Source organism: Phenylobacterium sp. (assembly GCF_044358365.1).
Taxonomy (GTDB): Bacteria; Pseudomonadota; Alphaproteobacteria; order Caulobacterales; family Caulobacteraceae; genus Phenylobacterium.
Window position 1 is genome coordinate 19,219 of the sequence record NZ_JBIKNZ010000029.1, and the last position, 20,127, is coordinate 39,345.

Genomic DNA, 20,127 nt, shown 5'->3' on the forward strand with positions numbered 1-20,127 from the left:
GTGAATTTCCAACCCTTTGAACCGCGCCTTACAGCACGAATGTCTTAAAGTCTCAGATACGTGCGATACGGAACATGCGGGGTCGATCCAGCACTGCCGACAGGGCGGCGATCCTCTCCACCGCAGCCATGAGGACCGATTCCGCCACAGAATGGGTGGTCAGCACGATGGGCACGCCAGCTGCGCCCTCCACCGGCTTCTGCAGGAAGCTCTCGATCGACACGCCCGCCTCAGCCAGGGTCTCCGAGACTGCGGCGATCACGCCTGGCTCATCCTTTACGAGGAACCGCAGATAGGCCCGGCACATCAGGCGCGACGGGTCTACAGCCTGAATTTGCGGAAGCGTGCGGGCCGCCCCCTGGAACACCGGACGGCGTGTGGCCAACAGCGCGTCAGCGATGTCCGCCGCCACGGCCACTGCGGTCGGGCCGGCTCCGGCGCCGGGGCCCTGCAGATAGATCCGGCCAAGCCGCGTGCTTTCGATGAAGAGCGCGTTCAGCGCGCCGCCGGCCTGGGCCAGTGGATGGCCAAGCGGAGTCAGCGACGGATGGACCCGGACCAGGGCGCTGCCCTCCACCCGCTCAGCCGAGGCAATCAGCTTGATGCGATAGCCCAGGTCCTTGGCCATCCGGATATCGAGCAGCTCGACCTGTTCAATACCCTCGACCTCGGTCGCGTCGAAATTGGGGGTGCAGTTGAAGGCCAGGGCCGCCAGGATACTGATCTTGTGAGCCGCATCGAAGCCGCCGACATCGGTAGTGGGGTCCGCCTCTGCATAGCCCAGACGCTGGGCCTCAGCCAGGACATCGGCGAACGAACGGCCCGTCGCCTCCATCTCGGTCAAGATGTAGTTGCAGGTCCCGTTCAGGATTCCGACGATGGACTGGATATCGTCTCCGACCAGCGCCTCACGGACCACCTTGACCGCCGGCACGCCGCCCATGACCGCGGCTTCGAACAGCAACGGCACGCCGACCTCTTCGGCCAGAGCGGCGAGTTCGGCGCCATGCACCGCGATCAGCGCCTTGTTGGCTGTGATCACCGGCTTGCCGGATTTGAGAGCCGCCTCGACCGCGGCCTTGGCCGGGCCGTCAGAGCCGCCGATCAACTCGACAAAGATGTCGCAGTCCGACGACGACGCCAGCGCCACCGGATCATCGTACCAGATCTTGTCGGAGATATCGCAGGATCGGGAGCGGCTGCGGGACCTCGCCGAGACTGCTGACACGGAAACAACACCGTCGATGGGCGCAAAACCCTTACGCGTGTCGATCAGATCCAGCAGCGCTGCGCCGACGGTGCCGAGGCCCGCAACGCCGATCCTCCAGGCCCTGGCGACCGTCATTGGGCGGCCAAGGCGTTGTGGGAGCGACCCAGGATTTCGTCGGCGTTGGACAAGAACTTCTTCACGTTACGAGCTGCCTGACGGATGCGGTGTTCGTTTTCGACCAGCCCAACCCGGACATAACCCTCACCATACTCGCCGAAGCCAACGCCAGGCGCCACAGCCACGCCCGCCTCCTCGATCAGCAGCTTGGAGAACAGCAACGAACCGGCTTCCTTGAACTGCTCGGGCACCGGCGCCCAAGCGAACATGGACGCCGGGGGAGCCGGAATGTCCCAACCCGCGCGGCGCATGGAATCAATCAGGGTGTCGCGGCGCGCCTTGTAGATGCCCCGGATTTCCTCGATGCAATCGGTTGGCCCGTTCAGCGCCGCGGCGGCGGCCACCTGGATCGGCGTGTAGGCGCCGTAGTCGAGATAGGACTTAACCCGCGCCAGGGCCGAACAGATGCGGGCGTTGCCCACCACCATGCCGACGCGCCAGCCAGCCATGGCGAAGGTCTTCGACAATGAGTTCACCTCCACGGCGATGTCCTTGGCGCCGTCGATCTGCAGCACGGATGGCGGTGGGTTGTCGTCGAAATAGATCTCCGAATAGGCGATGTCCGAGATCACCAGCATGTCGTGCTTGCGGGCCAGGGCGATAGCGTCGCGGTAGAAATCAAGGTCGACGCACTGGGCCGTCGGGTTCGACGGGTAAGACAGAATCAACACTGTGGGGGGCGGCGCAGAGTGTTTCACGGCCCGGCTGACCCCGGCCAGATACTCCTCGGGCGACAGCGCCGGCACATGGCGGATAACCCCGCCGGCCATGATGAAGCCGTAGGCATGGATCGGATAGGCGGGGTTCGGGCAGATGATCACATCGCCGGGCGCCGTCAGCGCCTGGGCCAGGTTGGCGAAGCCTTCCTTGGAGCCTAGGGTGGCGATCACCTCGGTGTCCGGGTTCAGCTTCACGCCAAACCGGCGGTCATAGTAGCTCGCCATCGCGCGGCGCAGGCCGACAATACCCTTGGAGGCGGAGTAGCGGCCGGCCTTGGGGTCACGCGCCGTCTCGATCATCTTTTCGACGATGTGCTTCGGCGTCGGCATGTCGGGATTGCCCATGCCGAAATCGATGATGTCCACGCCCTCGGCGCGCAGGCGCGCCTTGATGCGATTGACCTCTTCGAGGACGTAGGGCGGAAGTCTGCGGATACGGTGGAATTCAGGTGTCATTGCTAAAGCTCTTTCGCCGCAAGCGTCCGTGCGGCCGGTCTGCGAGCTGATATGAAGCGTTGGATAGACTCCGGGCGGAAGTCAGCCAAGCCGGTTCAGGGTTTTTTTGCCTCTCGCCGCGCTCACCGTGGCGGAGGCGGGGTAGCTCGCTCCCGGAGTTCGCGCGCAAAAGCCTCTGCCTCACCGGGCTTGGGCGGTTCAATTTCAGGGCCGGCATCACGACGCGCCTTTTCTACAAAGGCTTCTGTGGCCTGCAGGGTCCAGGTCTCCGGCGCCGTTGCGCGCAACAGGTCATCGCCCGCGGCGGTCAGGCTACGGGCCGCTACCCCGAACTGGGCGAGCGGTCGAACATCCTGGGGCGTCTTTGGAATGTCGGCAAAGGTTGGGAACGTGCCTTCACCCCGCGTCAGACGCTCCACATCGCCGGCGACGGCGGATTTCGGATCGATGACAGCTTCCCGAAAGGGCGTCGAGACGCAGGCGCTCAGCACCGCGCAAACGGCGACGAGCGCCAGCGGCCGGGTCAGGCTAGCGACTTTCGGAAAAAACGGGCGCGACGCATTCATTTCGACGCCGGTCTTATGCGATGATTGCATCACGCGAAAGAGCGCGACCGATATACGCGCCGTTCTGGAGGACGACAGGATGAAAGAGCAGACTTCGGAGGCTCCGCGCAAAGGGGGCAAGAAGGCGGGCTCGAAGGGCGTGAAGAAGGCTGGGGCGGCCAGGGTCGAGGCCGGCGCTTCCGAAGCCGCGCCCCAACCGAAGCCCTCGCCACAGGCGCCGCCAGTGTTCGAGAGCGCAGCCTTCAATCCCGAGCAGCGGGCGCAGATCGAGGCCTTGTCCATGAACCTGGCCCGGGCGGCGCTAACAGCGCAGGGCGCCATCGCCGAAATGGCCCTGCGTCAGGCTGAAAGGCCCGCCGCGCTGTCTCCGGACCCCTTCCACGTGGCCCCCGCCCTGACCCAGGTTATGGGGCGGCTGGCGGCGCAACCTGACCGCATGATGCGGGCGCAGGCCGATCTGTTCTCCAAGTACCTCGACCTCTGGCAGACGACCGCCCGGCGGGCGACGGGCGATGCTGCCGACCCGGTCGTGGCGCCGGCCAAGGGTGACAAGCGCTTCCTGGATCCCGACTGGTCCGACAACCCTGTGTTCGACGCAATCAAGCAGTCGTACCTGCTGACGGCCAATTTCCTGAACGACATGGTCTCGGACGTCGAGGGCGTCGACCCACTGGAGAAGCGGCGCGTCGAGTTCTTCATGCGGATGCTGACTGACGCCTTCGCCCCGTCGAACTTCCTAGCCTCCAATCCGACCGCGCTGCGCGAGGTCATGGCCACCGGTGGCCAGAGCCTGCTCAAGGGCATGGAAAATTTCCAGGCAGACCTGAACCGCGGCGGCGGCGCGCTTTCCATCGCCCAGACCGACTACGAGATGTTTAAGATCGGCGAGAATGTCGCAACGGCGCCGGGGAAAGTCGTTTTCCGAAATGAAATCATTGAGTTGTTGCAGTTTTCTCCATCGACGGAGCAGGTCTATGAGATCCCGCTGCTGATCTTCCCGCCGTGGATCAACAAGTTCTACATCATGGATCTGAGGCCCGAGAATTCGTTGATCCGCTGGCTGGCCAGCCAGGGCATTACCGTGTTCGTCGCTTCATGGGTGAACCCCGACGCCTCCCTGGCGACCAAGACCTTCGAAGACTACATGCGCCAGGGGATCTATGAGGGCGTCGGCGCAGTCCTGAAGCAGGCGGGGGTCGAACGTGTGAACACCGTCGGATATTGCATCGGCGGCACTCTTCTCTCCGCGACGCTCGCTCATATGGCGGTGAAGGGCGACACCTCCATCGGCTCGGCCACCTTCTTTGCGGCCCAGCAGGATTTCTCCGAGGCCGGTGATCTACTGCTGTTCACCAACGAGGACTGGTTGAAGGACCTGGAAGCCAAGATGGACGAGGGTGGCGGCGTGCTGTCCGGCGCGACCATGGCCGACACCTTCAACGCCCTGCGCGGCAACGACCTGATCTGGTCGTTCTTCGTCAACAACTACCTGCTCGGCAAGGAGCCAAAGCCCTTCGACCTGCTGTTCTGGAATTCCGACCAGACCCGAATGCCAAAGACGCTGCACACCTTCTATCTGCGCAAGTTCTACGGCGAGAACGCCATGGCCAAGGGTGAACTGATGTTGGACAACGTCCGCATCGATCTCAGCCAGGTGAAGACGCCCATCTATGTGCAGTCGTCCAAGGAAGACCACATCGCGCCCGCTCGCTCGGTCTTCAAAGGGGCCAAACTCTTCGGGGGGCCGACGACCTTCACCATGGCGGGCTCCGGCCACATCGCCGGTGTGATCAACGCGCCCGTCGCCCGCAAGTACCAGCACTGGATCAACCCCGCCCTGCCCGATTCTCTCGAGGAATGGCAGGCCGGCGCCGTGGAGCACCCCGGATCCTGGTGGCCGCACTGGGCCGCATGGCTTGGTGAGCGGTCCGGCGGGATGGTCCCGGCCCGCGATCCCGGCAAGGGGCCGCTAAAGCCGCTGGGTGATGCGCCGGGAGAGTATGTGAAGGTCAAGAGCTGAGGTGATGACCGGGCAGCCCTGAGTGCGTCGAACCGGATCGGATACGCCGGTGGCTTCCCGTGACTCAGATTACTAACGTTTAATGCGCAGTACCTTGCGTCGCCCAATACCTTGCGGTACCTGATTGGTCATCCAAGGAGGCGCGGACGTGCCAGAAGCCATTGAGATCCAGCTGAAGAAGGGAGCGCTCGAGTTATGTGTGCTCGCCCTCCTTCATCGACAAGACAACTACGCCTACGAGATCGCCGCCCGCCTGGCCGACGCCATCGGCATGGGGGAAGGCACCATCTATCCGCTGATGCGGCGGCTGCAGACCGACGGACTGGTCGAGACCTATCTGGTCGAGAGCCCGACCGGTCCGCCGCGCAAATACTACAAGCTGAGTGAGGCGGGCAAACGCAGCTTCATCAGCCAACAGGCCGCCTGGAGCTCGTTCTCCGGGGCCGTGGAAAACATTCTTGGAGGGGCCAAATGACTCGTCAGGCGTTCATCGCCAGATTGCGGGAAGGTCTGCGCGGCCTGCCGCCGCAAGCCATCGCCGACATCGTCGCCGACTATGACACCCACTTCGCCGACGGCGCCGCCGCCGGCCGAACCGAGGCGGAGGTCGCCGAGGCCCTCGGCGATCCCGCCCGGCTGGCCCGCGAACTCCACGCGGAGAGCACGCTGACCCGCTGGAAGGAGGAGCGCAGCCCCTCCTCTGCGGCCGCAGCGGTCTTCGCCGTGCTGGGCCTGGGCGCGATCGACATTCTCATCCTGCTGCCGATCCTCATGACCGTGGGCGCCACACTGTTCGGACTGATCATCGCGGTGATCGCGGTCTTCTTCGCGGGTGGCGTGGTCTTTGCCGCCGGCCCGTTCATGGACCTGCCGGGCGGCCCAGCTGCAGCCCTGCTGGGCGGTATCGGCCTGATGGCCGGGGCCGCGTCGGGCGGCGCGGTCCTCAGCCTCGCGTCGATCGGAATCATCAATGCCCTCGTCTGGTACGGGCGGCTTCACTACCGGCTTCTGAAGCCGGCGCTCCAGTCCTGAAGTCCGGGAGGTTCAGAACATGATCCGCGTTCTCATCATGATCGCCGTCGTCGGCTTCGTGCTGTCGCTGGGCTCACTTTCCGCCGCGGTCGCCATCGGTGGCCCCGACGCCTTCACCCGAGGGGGTTGGCACTGGGCCGAGGGCGGGTCCTGGAGGGGCAAACATCTGGGCTGGGACGACGATGACGGTTCCATGCACCAGCGTGACCTGGGACCACAAGCTACGCGGACCCTGCCCTGGTCTGGCGCTGATCGGCTCGATGTCGATCTGGCGGCCGACATTCAATACATCCAGTCCGCCGGTCCCTCGAGCGTGGTCATCACCGGTCCGGAGAAAGCCGTGAACGAGGTTGTCGTCGAGGGCGACAGCCTGCGTTACCAGCGCGGCGCCCGCCACGGCCATCACGGCTACCCCACGCTGAAGGTGGTGATCCGGGCGCCCGCGATTTCCGAGTTTGACCTGTCGGGTCGCAACACCCTGTCCATTGAGGGGTACAATCAACCCCGGCTGAGCATCAGTGTTTCCGGATCCGCCGAAGTGACCGCGACGGGCACAACCGATGAAGTGATCCTCGATATGTCCGACGCCGGCGACGCCAACCTGGGCGCTCTGAAGTCAAGGTCTGCGCGCTTGGAGGTTTCAGGGTCTGCGGACGCCACCATCGCGCCTACGGAAAGCGCGCGACTGGAAATATCCGGTTCGGGAGATGTGCGTTTGCTCACCAACCCCAAGTCACTGGAAACGGACATCTCGGGCGCCGGCCGGGTCACCCAGGGCGCACCGGCGGCTCCTGCCCCGGCCCCGCCTGTGGCGCCTCGTCCAGCGGGCGGCACGAAGACCTGATGTTATCGACTCAGGCCGGGACGAACTTCAAGGCCACGCCGTTGTTGCAGTAACGCAGGCCGGTGGGCCGTGGACCGTCCGGAAACACGTGACCCTGATGCCCCAGGCACCGTGCGCAATGATACTCTGTGCGCGGCACGCCGATCTTGTAGTCGATCTTTTCGGCCACTGCGCCGGGCAAGGCGCGGAAGAAGCTGGGCCAGCCAGTGCCGCTCTCGTACTTGGTGTCAGAATTGAACAGCGGCAGGTCGCAGCCGAGGCAGACGAACGTGCCCTTGCGCTTCTCGCGGTTCAACGGACTGGTTCCGGCCCGCTCGGTGTCCTCCTGACGGAGCACAAGATAGCTGGCGACCGGTAACCGTTTGCGCCACTCCGCATCGCTCAGCCTGCGGAAGGGCGAGTTCGCGAAGGGGTCTGCCGCTTTCGTGGCGGCCGTGGCCAGGGAGGGACTGAGCAGCGCACAAGCGGTGGCGATCAGCAAGGTCCGGCGGTCAGGGCAAAGGTGTCTCATGTTCACTCATACGTCCGAAGTGGGCGGAAGGTTACACGGATGAAGGGCGCCATTCATAGCGCACATCGGGTGTCTTTTCCTCGTTGGCCTCACCATCGGTGAACTCGACGGCCCGGAAGTCGCGGGCCTCATAGAACCGGCGTGCGCGTTCGTTCTGCTGGAAGGTCCAGAGCTGCTTCGGCGATCCGGAGGCCAGGACATGCGCCAGCAACGCGGCGCCGAGCCCCTGCCCGTGCCGGTCCGGATGAACGTAAAGCTGGTTGATCCAATCGTCGGTGAACACGACGTAGCCTGCGACCACGCCATCGGCCTCCGCCACCCAGGCCGGGTCTTTCGGCAGGATCTCGCCGCCCATCCACGCGACCGCCTCGTCGATGGTGTGCAATTGCGGCAAAAACGCCAGGGTTCGCATCGCCAGTATGTGCAGCGTCCCCATTGCACGAGCGTCGCGCATCTCGGCCGCTCGCAGAATCACAGACCAGCTTCCTCCGGCAGACCCAGCATCAGATTGAGGTTCTGCACCGCCGCGCCGGAGGCCCCCTTCCCCAGATTGTCGAGGATCGCCACCAGCCGGGCCTGCGTTCCGGCCGCGTTGCCGAAGACGAACAGCCGCATCCGGTTGCTTCCGTTCAGGGACTGGGGATCAAAGGCGGCCACATAGCGTGCAGCGCCGGCCCGCGCCGATTGCAGTTCCACGGTCTCATCCAGGCTCGCCAACTCCACAAAGCGTTCGCCGGCATACGCGCTCGAGAGAGCGTCGTGCAGGTCCCTGGGCGAAGGTGCGCCTGGCATGGCCCAGAGTTGCAACGGCACCTCGACCAGCATGCCCTGGGCAAAGCGCCCCACGGACGGGGCGAACACCGGCGGATGGGCCAGTCCGCTATGAATCTGCATCTCGGGCAAGTGCTTGTGCGCAAGCGTCAGGCCGTAGGACCGGAAGGCGTCGTCGGTTCCGACCGGCGGCGTCTGGCTCTCGAATTCGGCGATAAGGCCCTTTCCGCCGCCGGAATAGCCGGAGATCGCGTTCACCGTCAGCGGGAAGTCCGCCGGAATCAGGCCCGCGGCGACCAGCGGCCGGACCAGGGCGATGAAGCCGGTGGGATAGCAGCCGGGGTTCGACACCCGCGTCGCCTTGCCGATCGTCTGGCGCTGGGTCGGTGACATCTCGGCAAAGCCGTAGGCCCAGTCCGGCGCCGTCCTGTAGGCCGTCGACGCATCCACGACCTTGACGGTGCTGGACGTGATCAGCCCCACGGCCTCCCGGGACGCATCATCAGGCAGGCAAAGCACCACGGCGTCCACGCCATTCAGCAGTTCGGCGCGGGCATCGGCGTCCTTGCGCCGCGCCGGATCGATGGAGACCACCTGCAGGTCGCTGCGTCCCGCCAGTCGCTCACGGATCTGGAGCCCCGTGGTGCCAGCTTCGCCGTCGATGAAGATCGTGTGGGTCATAAGGTCGGTGTCCAGCCAAAGAAAAAGGGCGCTCCGGTTTCCCGAAGCGCCCCGATCCGTAAACGCGAGTTGTCATCGCGCGCGGTTAGCGCTTCGAGAACTGGAAGCTGCGTCGGGCTTTCGCCTTGCCGTACTTCTTCCGCTCGACCACGCGGCTGTCGCGGGTCAGGAAGCCATGCGGCTTCAGCACGGCGCGCAGGCCGGGCTCATAGTAGGTAAGCGCCTTGGAGATGGCGTGGCGGATCGCGCCGGCCTGGCCCGAGAGGCCCGAACCGGTGACCGTGATGTCCACGTCGAACTGGCCGACCCGGTCGGTGACCTGGAACGGCTGGGCGATCATCATCCGCAGCACCGGACGGGCGAAATAGACCGTCTGGTCGCGGCCGTCCTTATGCTTGGTGTCTTCGCTGCCGTGAATGGTGATCTTGCCCTTGCCAGGCTTGAGCCAGACGCGGGCCACGGCATTCTTGCGCTTGCCGGTCGCATAGGCGCGGCCATGGGCGTCCAGCTTCTGGACATGAACAACGGGCTCAGCCTGCGTACCCATACCCTTCAGGGCGTCAAAGCCGGTAGCTTCGGTCGTGGTGGCTTCCGACATCAGGCGCTCCGCACGTTCTTGGCGTTCAGATCGGCGAACGCGATGGTCTCGGGGTTCTGCGCCGCGTGCGGATGCTCGCCGGCATTGTAGATGCGCAGATGGGTGAGTTGCTTGCGCGCCAGGGGGCTTTCCTTGGGCAGCATGCGCTCGACGGCCTTCTCCAGCACCCGCTCGGGGTACTTGCCCGCCAGCAGCTGGCCCGCGGTGCGCTTCTTGACGCCGCCGGGGTGGCCCGTGTGCCAGTAGTAGATCTTGTCGGCCAGCTTCTTGCCGGTCATCTTCACCTTGTCGGCGTTGACGACGACAACGAAGTCACCGCAATCGACGTGCGGCGTGTAGTCGGGCCGGTGCTTGCCGCGAAGACGCATGGCGATGAACGAGGCCAGACGACCGACAACGGCGTCCTGAGCGTCGACAACGATCCACTTCTTCTCGACCTCGGCAGGCTTCAGCGAAGCCGTAGTGCTCTTCAGCATGAGGGTGTGTCCATAGAACCTGTTCGGGCGTGCTGGGTGCGCACCCGACGTGAGCCGGGGCATATGCCGGGTGGAAGGCTCGCTGTCAACCCGCAACGAAACGCCGATTGCGCCTTATCTCATTGAAATTATGCAGCATATTTGATGCGGTATTATAATACCGGATGTATTTCCTGCGACCCTCACGGATCAGCTGCGACGAACCCGCCAGGCGAAGGCCACCGCCAGGATCAAGAGGAACGCCGCCGCCAGTTGATGGGCGATCCCCAGGCCGACTGGCGCACCGGCCATCAGGGTGACGATCCCAAGCACGCCCTGCAGGATCACAGCCCCGGCCAGACCCATGCCGAGCAGTTTCTCGCCCGAAGACAAACTGCGCGATCGCATCGCGGCAATGCCCATGCCGATCGCCATCAGCGCCAGCACGTAGGCCAACAGCCGGTGATGAAGTTGCACCGGCCCTTGCGTATGCGCCACGGTCGCCCACAGGGTCGCGCCGGGATAGTCATCCGGGATCAGCGCGCCGTTCATCATCGGCCAGTCGTTGTAGACGAAACCCGCGTCATTGCCCGCCACCAGGGCCCCGAGCAGGATCTGAAGGTAGATCAGCCCGATCATCAACGCCGATGCCCGGCTCCAGCCATCGTTGGGCTTCGAGCGCGGCGCCCCGGCCCAGGCGTCCAGCGCGGTCCAGACCAGCAACCCCAGCAGGGCGAACGCCAGCCCCAGATGAACCATCAGCCGCTCCGGCGCGACGGAGACCCGCTCCGAAAGCCCGCTGGCCACCATCCACCAGCCGACCGCGCCCTGCAGGCCGCCCAGAACAAAGATTCCGCCGATCCGCCAAAACAGCCGCCGGGGGATCTCGCGCCGGATCGCAAACCAGGCGAAGGGAAGCGCAAACACCACGCCCACAAACCGCCCCAGCGCCCGGTGGGACCACTCCCACCAGTAGATGACCTTGAACTCCTCCAGGCTCATGCCGGCGTTCAGTTGGCTGTACTGGGGGATCTGTTTGTAGAGCGCGAACTCGGCCAGCCAGTCGGCCAGCGACAGCGGGGGCAAGGCGCCGGTGACCGGCTTCCATTGGGTGATCGAGAGCCCGGAGTCGGTCAGTCGGGTCGCGCCGCCGACGATCACCATTCCCAATACCAGCAGGGCCACTACAAGCAGCCAGATCGCGACAGGTCGGGAACGGTCGGAACGCAGGAACGAGGTCATCAGCGCGGCTCGCGCACTTCCACAATTGAATCGGGATTTCCCTATAGCGGGCTTACCCCGGAGCCTCCAGCCCGCTATGAGGCGCATATGCCAATGCGCCTTCGAAAACTGGTCGGTCTGGTCGCCATCCTGGCGTTCCTGCTGTTATATGTCGTGGTGGTTTCGTCGGTCGGGGATCACGTGCCCAGACACTGGGCGGCCCAACTGGTCTACTACGCCATAGCCGGCACCCTGTGGGGCGTGCCGCTGTTTCCCCTGTTCCGCTGGATGGAGCGCGAGCCTGGGAGTTGAATCGCCTACCTCCCCCATCGCTCGCGATGGCGGGAGGGGGACCCCCGGCCGAGGCCGAAGGCCAAAGAGCCGGGGGTGGAGGGGGCAAGCCCCGAACTCAGCGTTTTCGCCGACCAACCCGGGCCCCAGATCCGGCTTTCCCCCTCCACCCCCCGCTTTTCAGCGGGCGGTCCCCCTCCCGCCGCTGCGCGGGGGAGGTGATGTGCAAGGGTTAGCCTACCTTGTGAAGCGCCCCTTGGTGTCGCTGAACTGGACTTTGAAACGCCAGATGCCATCAGCGGGGTGTGCCTCAGCTGCCGGCGCCGGACCCGCGCTCATCCAACCCTGTTGGATCATCCGACTGACAGCCTCTTCGAAGCCGTAGTCCTGCGGTCGAACATCGACGGTTTTGCAGTCCCTTAGGAGATCACTATCGGCAACTCGGCAATCAAGAATCACCTCTCCGCCATAGCCCATCCGAAATGCACGTTCGGGATAGTAGGGGCCCGCTACGCCGAGCTCGCGGTAGTCCCTCGAGCTCTTGAATTTCGCCTCCCGCCACGGCGGAGCTGGCTCCGGACGTGTAAAGCGGATTGGCAGAACAATACCCTCAGGATTTTGCTTCGCGGCTTTTCTGGTCAGACGAAACCCGGCCGCGAGGGTGACCGCCGCCCGACCAAACCCGACCCCCGCTGGATCTTCGCTCACGACCGTGCAGTTGATCAGGTTGCCGGCGGGACTGGGCAAACACTTGATCTTGGCCAATCCGCCTGAAAGGTCGCGGGCTTCGGCCGGATAGGCCTCGAGCACTTGGCTTGGAGAGGGTGTTCTCGACCACATCGGCTCTGGCGCCGATTGGGCGAAAGCTGGCGCTGCCGAAAGCGCCGCCACAGCCATCACCAACTTTGTCGTTGCTCTCATCTGCCCATCCGCTAGAAGACGCGCCTCGCCGCCGGGCCCTTCGGAGCGTGGCGCAGCTTGGTAGCGCACTTGACTGGGGGTCAAGGGGTCGCAGGTTCAAATCCTGTCGCTCCGACCAGCGGCCGGCGGCGAGATTCTTCTTTCAGGCCCGAAGCAGCCCGTCCAGGCGGGCTTTGGCGGTTTCCAGATCGCGAAGGGCCAGCAGCAGCGGCGATACGCCGGTCGCCTGTGCAGCACGCGGCGGCGGCGGCGGGCTGGCAGCCACGGCGCCCTCCCCCGCACCCGCAGCCATCAACACCTTGATGCCCTGCTCGCGGTGCAGTTTCTGGACGCCCTTGATGGTGTAGCCTTCGTCGTGGAGCAGGCGGCGCACGCCGGCCAGCACCTGTATATCCACCGGACGATAGAACCGGCGACCGCCGGCGCGCTTCATCGGCTTGATGAAGCCGAACCTGGTTTCCCAGAACCGCAGGACATGTTGCGGCACGCTGAGCTCTTCCGCAGCTTCGGAGATCGTCCGGAAGGCGTCGGGGCCCTTGGCCACGGGGCGATCCCGTCCCTACCGCGACAGCGCGCGGTCGACGCGGGCCTTCATCACCTGCGAGGCACGGAAACCGATCACGCGGCGGGGTTCGATTGCCGCGGGCTCACCGGTCTTGGGATTACGGCCCATCCGGGCGCGTTTGGCCCGCACCTGAAACACGCCAAAGCCCGAGAGCTTGACCTGCTTGCCGTCTTCCAGCGCCACGCACATCAGTTCCAGCACGCGTTCGACCAGCTCTGACGAGTCCTGCCGGGTCAGGCCCACCTGTTCGTGGACGGATTCACAGAGATCCGCCCGCGTGACCGTCGCACCTTTCATGACCGCTCTGACCCCGTTCTCAATTTACTCGTTCTTCCTGATTGTCCCATTGCGACAAAGACTTCAAGTCGCGCGGCGTACTTTGACGCGGCTGTTGCCTAAAGGCGCAGAACGCAGGCGCCCCAGGTCAGCCCGCCGCCCATGGCTTCCAGCAGCAGAAGCTGCCCCGGCTTGATGCGGCCATCCTTGATGCCATGATCCAGCGCAAGCGGAATCGAGGCGGCCGACGTATTGGCATGGATGGCCACGGTGGAGATCACCTTGGTCTCATCGATCCCCAGCCGCTTGGCCACGCCTTCCAGGATGCGCTGATTGGCCTGGTGCGGGATGAACCAGTCGACATCCGAGACCTCGACCCCGGCATCCGCCGCAGCTGCGGTCACCGCCTCGGAGATATTCACGACAGCGTGGCGGAACACCTGATTGCCGAGCATCCGCAGATAGCCGGTCTGGCGATTGGTGGAGACACCGCCGTCCACATAGAGCAGGTCCTGTTTGGTGCCGTCCGCCCGGAGCGCCAGGCCCAGCAGCCCACGATCCGCCGTCGTCCCCTGCCCCTCGCCCGGTTCCAGAACCACAGCGCCAGCGCCATCACCGAACAGCACGCAGGTGGTGCGGTCGGTCCAGTCCATCAACCGGGTCATAGTTTCGGCCCCGATCACCAGCGCGCACTTCGCCCGGTTGCGCGCCACGAACCCATCCGCCACCGAGAGGGCATAAACAAACCCCGAGCAGACCGCCTGCACATCGAAGGCGATCCCGATCGGGCATCCGAGCTTTCGCTGCACGATGGCCGCTACCGCCGGGAAGGTCAGGTCCGGCGTGGTGGTGGCGACTATGATCAGATCGACGTCGGCTGGCGTACGGCCCGCAGCCTCGAGCGCCCGGCGCGCAGCTTCGACCGCCAGATCGGAGACCGGCTGGTCGTCCGCCGCCTGATGGCGTTGATGAATGCCCGTGCGCTCGCGGATCCATTCGTCGGTGGTGTCGACCCGGGTCGAGAGCTCGGCGTTGGTGACGACCCTCTCCGGCAGATATCCGCCAACGCCTGTCACCACACTGCGGACAATCCCCGCCATCTCAGGCAACTCCATCGGCGGCGGCGGACGCAATGCCCACCAGGGCCTCGGGCAAGCGCTTCATGTTCTGCTCGATTTCGGCGGCAAAGCCGCTCTGGGCCACGTCACAGGCGGCCTGGATAGCTTTGGCGAAGTCCCGGACATCCGCCCCGCCATGACATTTCAGGACAAGACCGTTGAGCCCCAGCAGGGGCGCCGCCGGCGACGGGGTCATCTTGTCGCGGAACTTCCGAAGTGACGGGCGCGCGAGCAAAGCGCCCAGGCTGGTGACCGGGCCGGATGTCAGCGCATCGCGCAACTCGTCATACATGAACCGCGCAGCCCCCTCCATCGCCTTCAGGGCGACATTTCCGGTAAAGCCGTCGGTCACCACGACCTCGACGGTGCCGGCGGTGATGTCGTCACCCTCGACAAAACCGCGATAATCCAGGTCGAGCTGGCCCTCGCGCAGAATGCGGTTAGCTTCACGGACCTCCTCGTGGCCCTTCATCTCCTCCGAGCCGACATTCAACAGACCCACGGTGGGTCGATCAACGCCATGCGCCGCCCGATGATAGGCCACGCCCATGATTGCAAACTCAACCAGGCGCGCGGCGTTGCAGTCCACGTTCGCCCCGACATCAAGGAACGTGGTCTGCCCCCGGGCATTGGGAATACTTGCCACAAGGGCTGGTCGATCCAGTTCGGCGCTCATGCGCAGGATCAGTTTCGAGATCGCCATCAGCGCCCCGGTGTTGCCGGCCGAAATGGCAGCAGCTGCACGGCCCTCACGGATCGCTTCAACAGCGCCCCACATCGAGGTGCCCTTGCCGCGACGCATGGCTTGCGCAGGCTTCTCGTCCATGGCGATGACGCGGTCGGCGTGACGGACCTCGATGCGGTCAGCATGGCCGGCGTGGCGGCCGAGCTCGGCGCGGATCATCGCCTCGTCACCGTGCAGCAGCAGTCGCAGCTTCGGCATCGCACCCAGGGCCTGGACACAGGCGGGGATCACCACGGACGGTCCGTGGTCCCCACCCATGGCATCGACAGATATCACGAGAGGTTCAGTCAAATCGGCGCCTTCGTCCCCCTCCACGCCATCGATTCAGGACCGATAGCGCAGCCTTTGCTTCGGACCCCTCCCCGTCTCGATCTGCGGTCAGTATCGAGTGGGAAAGATCGCGGCCGGATGCCGGAATCGGCGCGATCATACCCCGGCACATTGCCGAGTGGAAACTATGCCTTTGGCTCTACCAGCTTTCTGAGCGCCGCAAAGGGCGAGAGCCCCTCGGTCGGCGGCGCGTAGTCGAACGTCACGCCCGGCTTGCGCGGGAAGGGATCGAGTTCCAGAGAAAGATGCTCGACCAGATACTCCGCGATATTCACGGCGTCGTCGGCGATAACATCCGGCGCGTCCGGACTGTCGGCGTCAAATTCGAGGTCACCCTCTTCCGGGGGCGGCGCATGGGCGCTCCCGGCGGGCACGATGCGCACCGCGATGTCGCCGGTGACCGAGGCTTCGAACGGCTCGAGACTGACGCCGCAGATCTGTTCAACCGTGGCGTCGAATCGCCCTGACAGCTCTAGCCCGTCCAGCCAGGGCGCGGCTACAATCTCGGCTCGAAACGAGGACAGACTTTCCAGATCCAGCCGCCGGGCGATATCCGCGCGCTCGGCGCCACCGGCTTCAAGCGTGAGCTTCAGGGGGCCACGACTCACCTCGTGAAGCTTCACGATCCGGTTCCATGGGTCGCTCACAGGTTCGCCCAACGGATCTCGCCCGCATAGAAGACCTCGAGCGGTTGCCCGGCGAGCGCCGTCCGCTGCACCAGGAGGTAGGCCGCAAGTTGCGGCGCCTTGCCCGGATCCACGTCGGCGTAGACGGTTCTGGCCAGCATGGCTTCCAGAGGGCCGGTGTCCGGCAAGGCTGCCAGGCCAGCCTCATAGAGGCCGATCCGGCCGTAGAACGCCTCGCCCAGTTTCCGCATCCGCTTGCTGATGCTCATATCGCCCACACCCATTTCCCGAAGGGTGTTGTCCAGCGCGGAGAGATAGGCATCGAATAGCGCCTGCGCCGTTTCGCTCGCCTGCTCGCCCTGGGACTTCAGGCGCTCGAGGATCAGGTACACATGCAGGCTGTAGAGCTCGAATCGCCCTTCCCGGGTATCGGGAGCCCCAAGCTCGGCGTAGAGGCCCGGAGAGCGGGCCTGCGCCACCACGAGAGGATACAGCGCCTCGCCGGCCAGTTTTGCAGGGCGTGCCTTGAACAGTCGGTTTATCATGGGTGGCCTCGATTTCGCCCCGAGCGCTCTATATAGGGCTGCATTGAACTAAGGGGCCGCCAAGGATAGGTCAAAGCCTCTATACCCGGTCACGAGCCAACCTCGCAGAAAGTCGCAATGTTCCGACGCGCCGCCACCGCCGCCCTCGCCGCCGCATTGCTGGCGACCACGGGTATCACTGCCTGCGCCCCGATCACCAGCTATTCGGGGTTCCAGGCGATCGATTCGGATCCGAAAGACGTCCAGGTGGGTACGGACACCAAGTCCACCGTACGCGCCAAGCTGGGCTCGCCCTCGGCCACATCGACCTTTGACCCGAACGTCTGGTTCTACGTGAACCAGGTCAAGCAGCGTGTCGCGTTCAGCAAGCCAAAGGTCACGGCGCGCAACGTGACCGCCATCGCGTTCAACAAGGACAGCGAACTGGTCGACACGGTGAATACCTACACGCTCAAGGACGGCAAGGTCATTGCGTTCAACAACCGCGAGACACCGACTCGCGGTCGCGAGATGACCATCCTCGAGCAGTTGCTGGGCAGCGTCGGCCAGGGCGGTCTGTTGCCGCAGGATGATCAGGGCGTGCCGGGGTCCCGGCCCGGCGACCGGCGCTGACAAGGCCAGATCGTATAGCCACGCTCACCGAAGAGGCTTGACCAACAGTAGCGTGGTCAGGCCACTGTTCCATTCCAGATCGGGATATCGGTCAGCCTCCCTGTAACCCCGGGCGGCATAGAAGGCCTGGCTCCCGAGGTTGAAGGTATCCGTCTCCAGTCGTGCGAGGGCGTGGCCTGAACTTCCGATTTCGCGTTCGGCCAGATCCATCAGGCGCGCACCTACCCCGGTCCGGGTGTAGCTCGAGTGCACGTGTAGAGCGTTCACGAAGTCGTCTTCCCAGTCCACAAAGCCCGCAATCTGATCGTCCCGCACCGCGACATGGAAACGCAGGCCGCGTGCTGCGACGTAGTGCGCCGGCCGATCTTCCTGCCGGAACGCCTCAGCCGCTGCGCGGCTGATCTGCGGAAGCCAGGTGCTCTCGAACGTTTTGTAGAGGATCGCGCGAAGGCTTGAGGCGTCCGTCTCGCATGCTGAGCGAAGGATCATCATCGTCGCTTCGGCTCCATCCGTGATCATTGTCGGCAACAAAAATGCCCCGGAGATCGCTCTCCGGGGCGCTTCGATCTTGCGTGAGCTTCCGGTCACTGGGCGGCGAGAACCGCCAGCAACAGAAGGGCCACGATGTTGGTAATCTTGATCATCGGGTTCACTGCGGGACCCGAGGTATCCTTGTAGGGGTCGCCGACGGTGTCGCCGGTAACTGCGGCCTTGTGGGCTTCGGAACCCTTGCCGTGAACGACGCCGTCACTGTCGGTGAAGCCTTCTTCGATCACCTTCTTGGCGTTGTCCCAGGCGCCGCCGCCCGAGGTCATCGAGATGGCGACGAACAGGCCGGTGACGATCACGCCCATCAACATGGCGCCGACGCAGGCAAAGGCATCCACCTTCCCGGCGATCGCGTTGATCACGAAGAACAGCACGATCGGCGATGCGACCGGCAGAAGCGACGGGACAATCATTTCCCGGATCGCCGCCTTCGTCAGGATGTCGACCGCGCGACCATACTCGGGCTTGACCTCGCCGGTCATGATCCCGGGGTTTTCCCGGAACTGACGACGAACTTCCACGACCACGGACTGCGCCGCGCGCCCGACGGCCGTCATCGACATGCCACCGAACAGGAACGGCAGCAGACCGCCGAACAGCAGTCCCACCACGACGTAGGGGTTGGAGAGATCGAAGGCCACCGGGCCCATTCCGTCGAAGAAGGACCCCGGCGACGCATTGGCCGCGAAGTACTTCAGATCCTCGGTATAGGCAGCGAAGAGCACAAGCGCGCCCAGGCCGGCCGAACCGATGGCGTAACCCTTGGTCACGGCCTTGGTGGTGTTGCCCACCGCGTCGAGCGCGTCTGTCGTGACGCGAACTTCAGGCGGCAGCCCGGCCATTTCGGCGATGCCACCGGCATTGTCGGTGACCGGACCAAAGGCGTCGAGTGCAACCACGAAACCCGCCAGCGACAACATGGCTGTCGTGGCGATGGCGATGCCGAAGAGGCCCGCCAGGTTGTAGGTCACGATGATGCCCACGATGATCACGATGGCCGGCGCCGCGCAGGCTTCCAGGCTCATCGCCAGGCCCTGGATGACGTTCGTGCCGTGACCCGAGACCGAGGCTTGCGCGACCGACTTCACCGGCCGGAAATTGGTGCCGGTGTAGTACTCGGTGATCATCACGATCAGCGCCGTGATCACCAGGCCCGCCATCGAACACCAGAACAGCGACATGGCGTCGAAGCTCTTCTCGAGGGGGGTGCCTGCGTTGACGGTCAGCGTTTCGGTGACCAGCGACGGGATCAGGAAGTAGAGCGCAATCGCCGACAGCACGCCGGTGACGATCAGGCCCTGGTAAAGCGCGCCCATGATCGAGCCGCTCTTGCCCAGACGCACGGCGAACGTGCCGATGATCGAGGTGACGATGCAGACGCCGCAGATGGCCAGCGGCAGCAACATGACATTCCCCAACATGGCCGAGCCCGCGAAGAAGATGGCGGCCAGCACCATGGTGGCGACCGTGGTCACCGCATAGGTTTCGAACAGGTCGGCGGCCATGCCGGCGCAGTCGCCGACGTTGTCGCCCACGTTGTCGGCGATGGTCGCCGCGTTGCGCGGGTCATCCTCGGGGATACCGGCTTCGACCTTGCCGACCATGTCGCCGCCGACGTCAGCGCCCTTGGTGAAGATGCCGCCGCCCAGACGGGCGAAGATCGAGATCAGCGAGGCGCCGAAGCCGAGCGAGACCAGACCGTCGATCACGTGGCGATCTGACGGCGCCAGACCCTGGGGACCGGTCAGGAAGGCGTAGTACCCCGCCACGCCGATGAGGGCGAAGCCCGCCACCAGCAGACCCGTGATGGCGCCCGAGGTGAAGGCCAGCTTCAAACCCTTCGCCAGACTTTCAGACGCCGCCTGGGCCGTGCGCACATTGGCGCGGACCGAAATCAGCATCCCGGCGAAGCCCGCAGCCCCGGACAGCACGGCGCCGATCAGGAACCCTGCGGCCGCATAGCCGCCGAGGAGCAGGAACAATGCGACCAGCACCACCGCACCCACGATCCCGATCGCGGTGTACTGACGCTTCAGATAGGCCTCGGCCCCTTCCTGGATCGCGGCTGCGATTTCCTGCATCCGGGCGTTGCCCGGTGAGGCGCGCAGCAGCAGAACGGTCTGGAGGATGCCGTAAAGCACCGCCAGGACCCCGGCCACTATGACCAACGGTAGAACAGAACTCATAATTCAGACGCCCCTTTGCGATCGCGTGAGAGAGACCATCCGACGTCCGCGACAGGCGACGTCTGCAGGCCCTCTGCCTCTTCGCGTTTCCCCAACAAGAAC

General features: G+C 64.7%; 24 protein-coding genes and 1 tRNA gene. 7 read left to right on the plus strand and 18 right to left on the minus strand.

The genetic code is table 11. The features are described from left to right. Positions 1-52 precede the first annotated feature (52 nt). The 3 genes from ACIQ3B_RS09965 to ACIQ3B_RS09975 all read right to left on the minus strand — a co-directional run bounded on the left by ACIQ3B_RS09965 (position 53) and on the right by ACIQ3B_RS09975 (position 3,128). Positions 53-1,345 carry a homoserine dehydrogenase gene (locus tag ACIQ3B_RS09965; RefSeq protein WP_397402098.1) on the minus strand — a complete coding sequence of 431 codons (1,293 nt, stop codon included), beginning with the start codon at positions 1,343-1,345 and terminating at the stop codon, positions 53-55. Further along, positions 1,342-2,562 carry an LL-diaminopimelate aminotransferase gene (locus tag ACIQ3B_RS09970; protein WP_397402100.1) on the minus strand — a complete coding sequence of 407 codons (1,221 nt, stop codon included), beginning with the start codon at positions 2,560-2,562 and terminating at the stop codon, positions 1,342-1,344. Before ACIQ3B_RS09970 ends, ACIQ3B_RS09965 begins: the two co-directional genes overlap by 4 nt. A 122-nt stretch (positions 2,563-2,684) precedes the next feature. Next, positions 2,685-3,128 (minus strand): hypothetical protein, encoded by a 444-nt coding sequence (locus ACIQ3B_RS09975; RefSeq protein WP_397402102.1) that lies wholly within the window; start codon positions 3,126-3,128, stop codon positions 2,685-2,687. Positions 3,129-3,207: 79 nt separating this feature from the next. Between ACIQ3B_RS09975 and phaC the strand changes: the two genes are divergently transcribed. From phaC to ACIQ3B_RS09995, 4 genes are all read left to right on the plus strand, one after another. Further along, entirely contained in the window at positions 3,208-5,148 is a 1,941-nt protein-coding gene (gene phaC / locus ACIQ3B_RS09980) for a class I poly(R)-hydroxyalkanoic acid synthase (protein WP_397402104.1), read from the plus strand. Between the two features lie 148 nt (positions 5,149-5,296). After that, on the plus strand, positions 5,297-5,623 hold the full coding sequence (locus ACIQ3B_RS09985) for a PadR family transcriptional regulator (protein ID WP_397402106.1): 327 nt from the start codon (positions 5,297-5,299) through the stop codon (positions 5,621-5,623). Then, positions 5,620-6,180: a DUF1700 domain-containing protein gene (locus ACIQ3B_RS09990; RefSeq protein ID WP_397402108.1), complete on the plus strand. Its 561-nt coding sequence runs from the start codon at positions 5,620-5,622 to the stop codon at positions 6,178-6,180. The genes ACIQ3B_RS09985 and ACIQ3B_RS09990 overlap by 4 nt, the downstream gene beginning before the upstream one ends. A 19-nt stretch (positions 6,181-6,199) precedes the next feature. Further along, entirely contained in the window at positions 6,200-7,024 is an 825-nt protein-coding gene (locus ACIQ3B_RS09995; protein WP_397402110.1) for a GIN domain-containing protein, read from the plus strand. A gap of 10 nt (positions 7,025-7,034) precedes the next feature. Here the strand turns inward: ACIQ3B_RS09995 and msrB are convergent, their stop codons facing one another. From msrB to ACIQ3B_RS10025, 6 genes are all read right to left on the minus strand, one after another. Continuing rightward, a complete protein-coding gene (gene msrB, locus ACIQ3B_RS10000; RefSeq protein ID WP_397402111.1) occupies positions 7,035-7,535 on the minus strand; it encodes a peptide-methionine (R)-S-oxide reductase MsrB in 501 nt (166 codons plus the stop codon). A 31-nt stretch (positions 7,536-7,566) separates the two neighbouring features. Then, a complete protein-coding gene (locus tag ACIQ3B_RS10005; protein WP_397402113.1) occupies positions 7,567-7,989 on the minus strand; it encodes a GNAT family N-acetyltransferase in 423 nt (140 codons plus the stop codon). A 17-nt stretch (positions 7,990-8,006) separates the two neighbouring features. Further along, positions 8,007-8,987, minus strand: a complete 981-nt coding sequence (gene argC / locus ACIQ3B_RS10010) for an N-acetyl-gamma-glutamyl-phosphate reductase (RefSeq protein WP_397402115.1) — start codon at positions 8,985-8,987, stop codon at positions 8,007-8,009. Positions 8,988-9,072: 85 nt separating this feature from the next. Further along, the gene (gene rpsI, locus ACIQ3B_RS10015) at positions 9,073-9,585 is read right to left on the minus strand and encodes a 30S ribosomal protein S9 (RefSeq protein ID WP_397402117.1); all 513 of its coding nucleotides are present in this window, start codon (positions 9,583-9,585) and stop codon (positions 9,073-9,075) included. Then, a complete protein-coding gene (gene rplM, locus ACIQ3B_RS10020; RefSeq protein ID WP_397402142.1) occupies positions 9,585-10,058 on the minus strand; it encodes a 50S ribosomal protein L13 in 474 nt (157 codons plus the stop codon). Before rplM ends, rpsI begins: the two co-directional genes overlap by 1 nt. A 192-nt stretch (positions 10,059-10,250) precedes the next feature. After that, positions 10,251-11,282 (minus strand): COX15/CtaA family protein, encoded by a 1,032-nt coding sequence (locus ACIQ3B_RS10025; RefSeq protein ID WP_397402119.1) that lies wholly within the window; start codon positions 11,280-11,282, stop codon positions 10,251-10,253. A gap of 93 nt (positions 11,283-11,375) precedes the next feature. Here ACIQ3B_RS10025 and ACIQ3B_RS10030 point away from each other — a divergent pair, with 93 nt between their 5' ends. Then, the gene (locus ACIQ3B_RS10030) at positions 11,376-11,573 is read left to right on the plus strand and encodes a DUF2842 domain-containing protein (protein WP_397402121.1); all 198 of its coding nucleotides are present in this window, start codon (positions 11,376-11,378) and stop codon (positions 11,571-11,573) included. A 216-nt stretch (positions 11,574-11,789) separates the two neighbouring features. Here ACIQ3B_RS10030 and ACIQ3B_RS10035 read toward each other — a convergent pair whose 3' ends face one another. Further along, the gene (locus ACIQ3B_RS10035; protein ID WP_397402123.1) at positions 11,790-12,455 is read right to left on the minus strand and encodes a hypothetical protein; all 666 of its coding nucleotides are present in this window, start codon (positions 12,453-12,455) and stop codon (positions 11,790-11,792) included. Positions 12,456-12,514: 59 nt separating this feature from the next. Between ACIQ3B_RS10035 and ACIQ3B_RS10040 the strand changes: the two genes are divergently transcribed. Then, positions 12,515-12,591: transfer RNA gene (locus ACIQ3B_RS10040), tRNA-Pro, on the plus strand. A gap of 24 nt (positions 12,592-12,615) precedes the next feature. Here ACIQ3B_RS10040 and ACIQ3B_RS10045 read toward each other — a convergent pair. The 6 genes from ACIQ3B_RS10045 to ACIQ3B_RS10070 all read right to left on the minus strand — a co-directional run bounded on the left by ACIQ3B_RS10045 (position 12,616) and on the right by ACIQ3B_RS10070 (position 16,678). Continuing rightward, positions 12,616-13,017, minus strand: coding sequence for a MerR family transcriptional regulator (locus ACIQ3B_RS10045; protein ID WP_397402124.1), 402 nt, complete (start codon positions 13,015-13,017; stop codon positions 12,616-12,618). Positions 13,018-13,032: 15 nt separating this feature from the next. After that, entirely contained in the window at positions 13,033-13,335 is a 303-nt protein-coding gene (locus ACIQ3B_RS10050) for an integration host factor subunit alpha (RefSeq protein ID WP_397402126.1), read from the minus strand. Between the two features lie 98 nt (positions 13,336-13,433). Next, a complete protein-coding gene (locus ACIQ3B_RS10055) occupies positions 13,434-14,414 on the minus strand; it encodes a beta-ketoacyl-ACP synthase III (protein WP_397402128.1) in 981 nt (326 codons plus the stop codon). Position 14,415: 1 nt separating this feature from the next. Next, positions 14,416-15,468, minus strand: coding sequence for a phosphate acyltransferase PlsX (plsX, locus tag ACIQ3B_RS10060; protein WP_397402130.1), 1,053 nt, complete (start codon positions 15,466-15,468; stop codon positions 14,416-14,418). Positions 15,469-15,632: 164 nt separating this feature from the next. Then, entirely contained in the window at positions 15,633-16,154 is a 522-nt protein-coding gene (locus ACIQ3B_RS10065; protein ID WP_397402132.1) for a YceD family protein, read from the minus strand. After that, entirely contained in the window at positions 16,151-16,678 is a 528-nt protein-coding gene (locus tag ACIQ3B_RS10070; protein ID WP_397402134.1) for a ubiquinol-cytochrome C chaperone family protein, read from the minus strand. The genes ACIQ3B_RS10065 and ACIQ3B_RS10070 overlap by 4 nt, the downstream gene beginning before the upstream one ends. 117 nt (positions 16,679-16,795) lie before the next feature. Between ACIQ3B_RS10070 and ACIQ3B_RS10075 the strand changes: the two genes are divergently transcribed. Next, positions 16,796-17,290, plus strand: coding sequence for an outer membrane protein assembly factor BamE (locus ACIQ3B_RS10075; RefSeq protein ID WP_397402136.1), 495 nt, complete (start codon positions 16,796-16,798; stop codon positions 17,288-17,290). A 24-nt stretch (positions 17,291-17,314) separates the two neighbouring features. Here ACIQ3B_RS10075 and ACIQ3B_RS10080 read toward each other — a convergent pair whose 3' ends face one another. Further along, positions 17,315-17,782 carry a GNAT family N-acetyltransferase gene (locus tag ACIQ3B_RS10080; RefSeq protein WP_397402138.1) on the minus strand — a complete coding sequence of 156 codons (468 nt, stop codon included), beginning with the start codon at positions 17,780-17,782 and terminating at the stop codon, positions 17,315-17,317. Positions 17,783-17,874: 92 nt separating this feature from the next. Continuing rightward, complete coding sequence (locus ACIQ3B_RS10085; protein WP_397402140.1) at positions 17,875-20,025, minus strand: sodium-translocating pyrophosphatase; 2,151 nt, start codon at positions 20,023-20,025, stop codon at positions 17,875-17,877. Between the last annotated feature and the right edge of the window lie 102 nt (positions 20,026-20,127).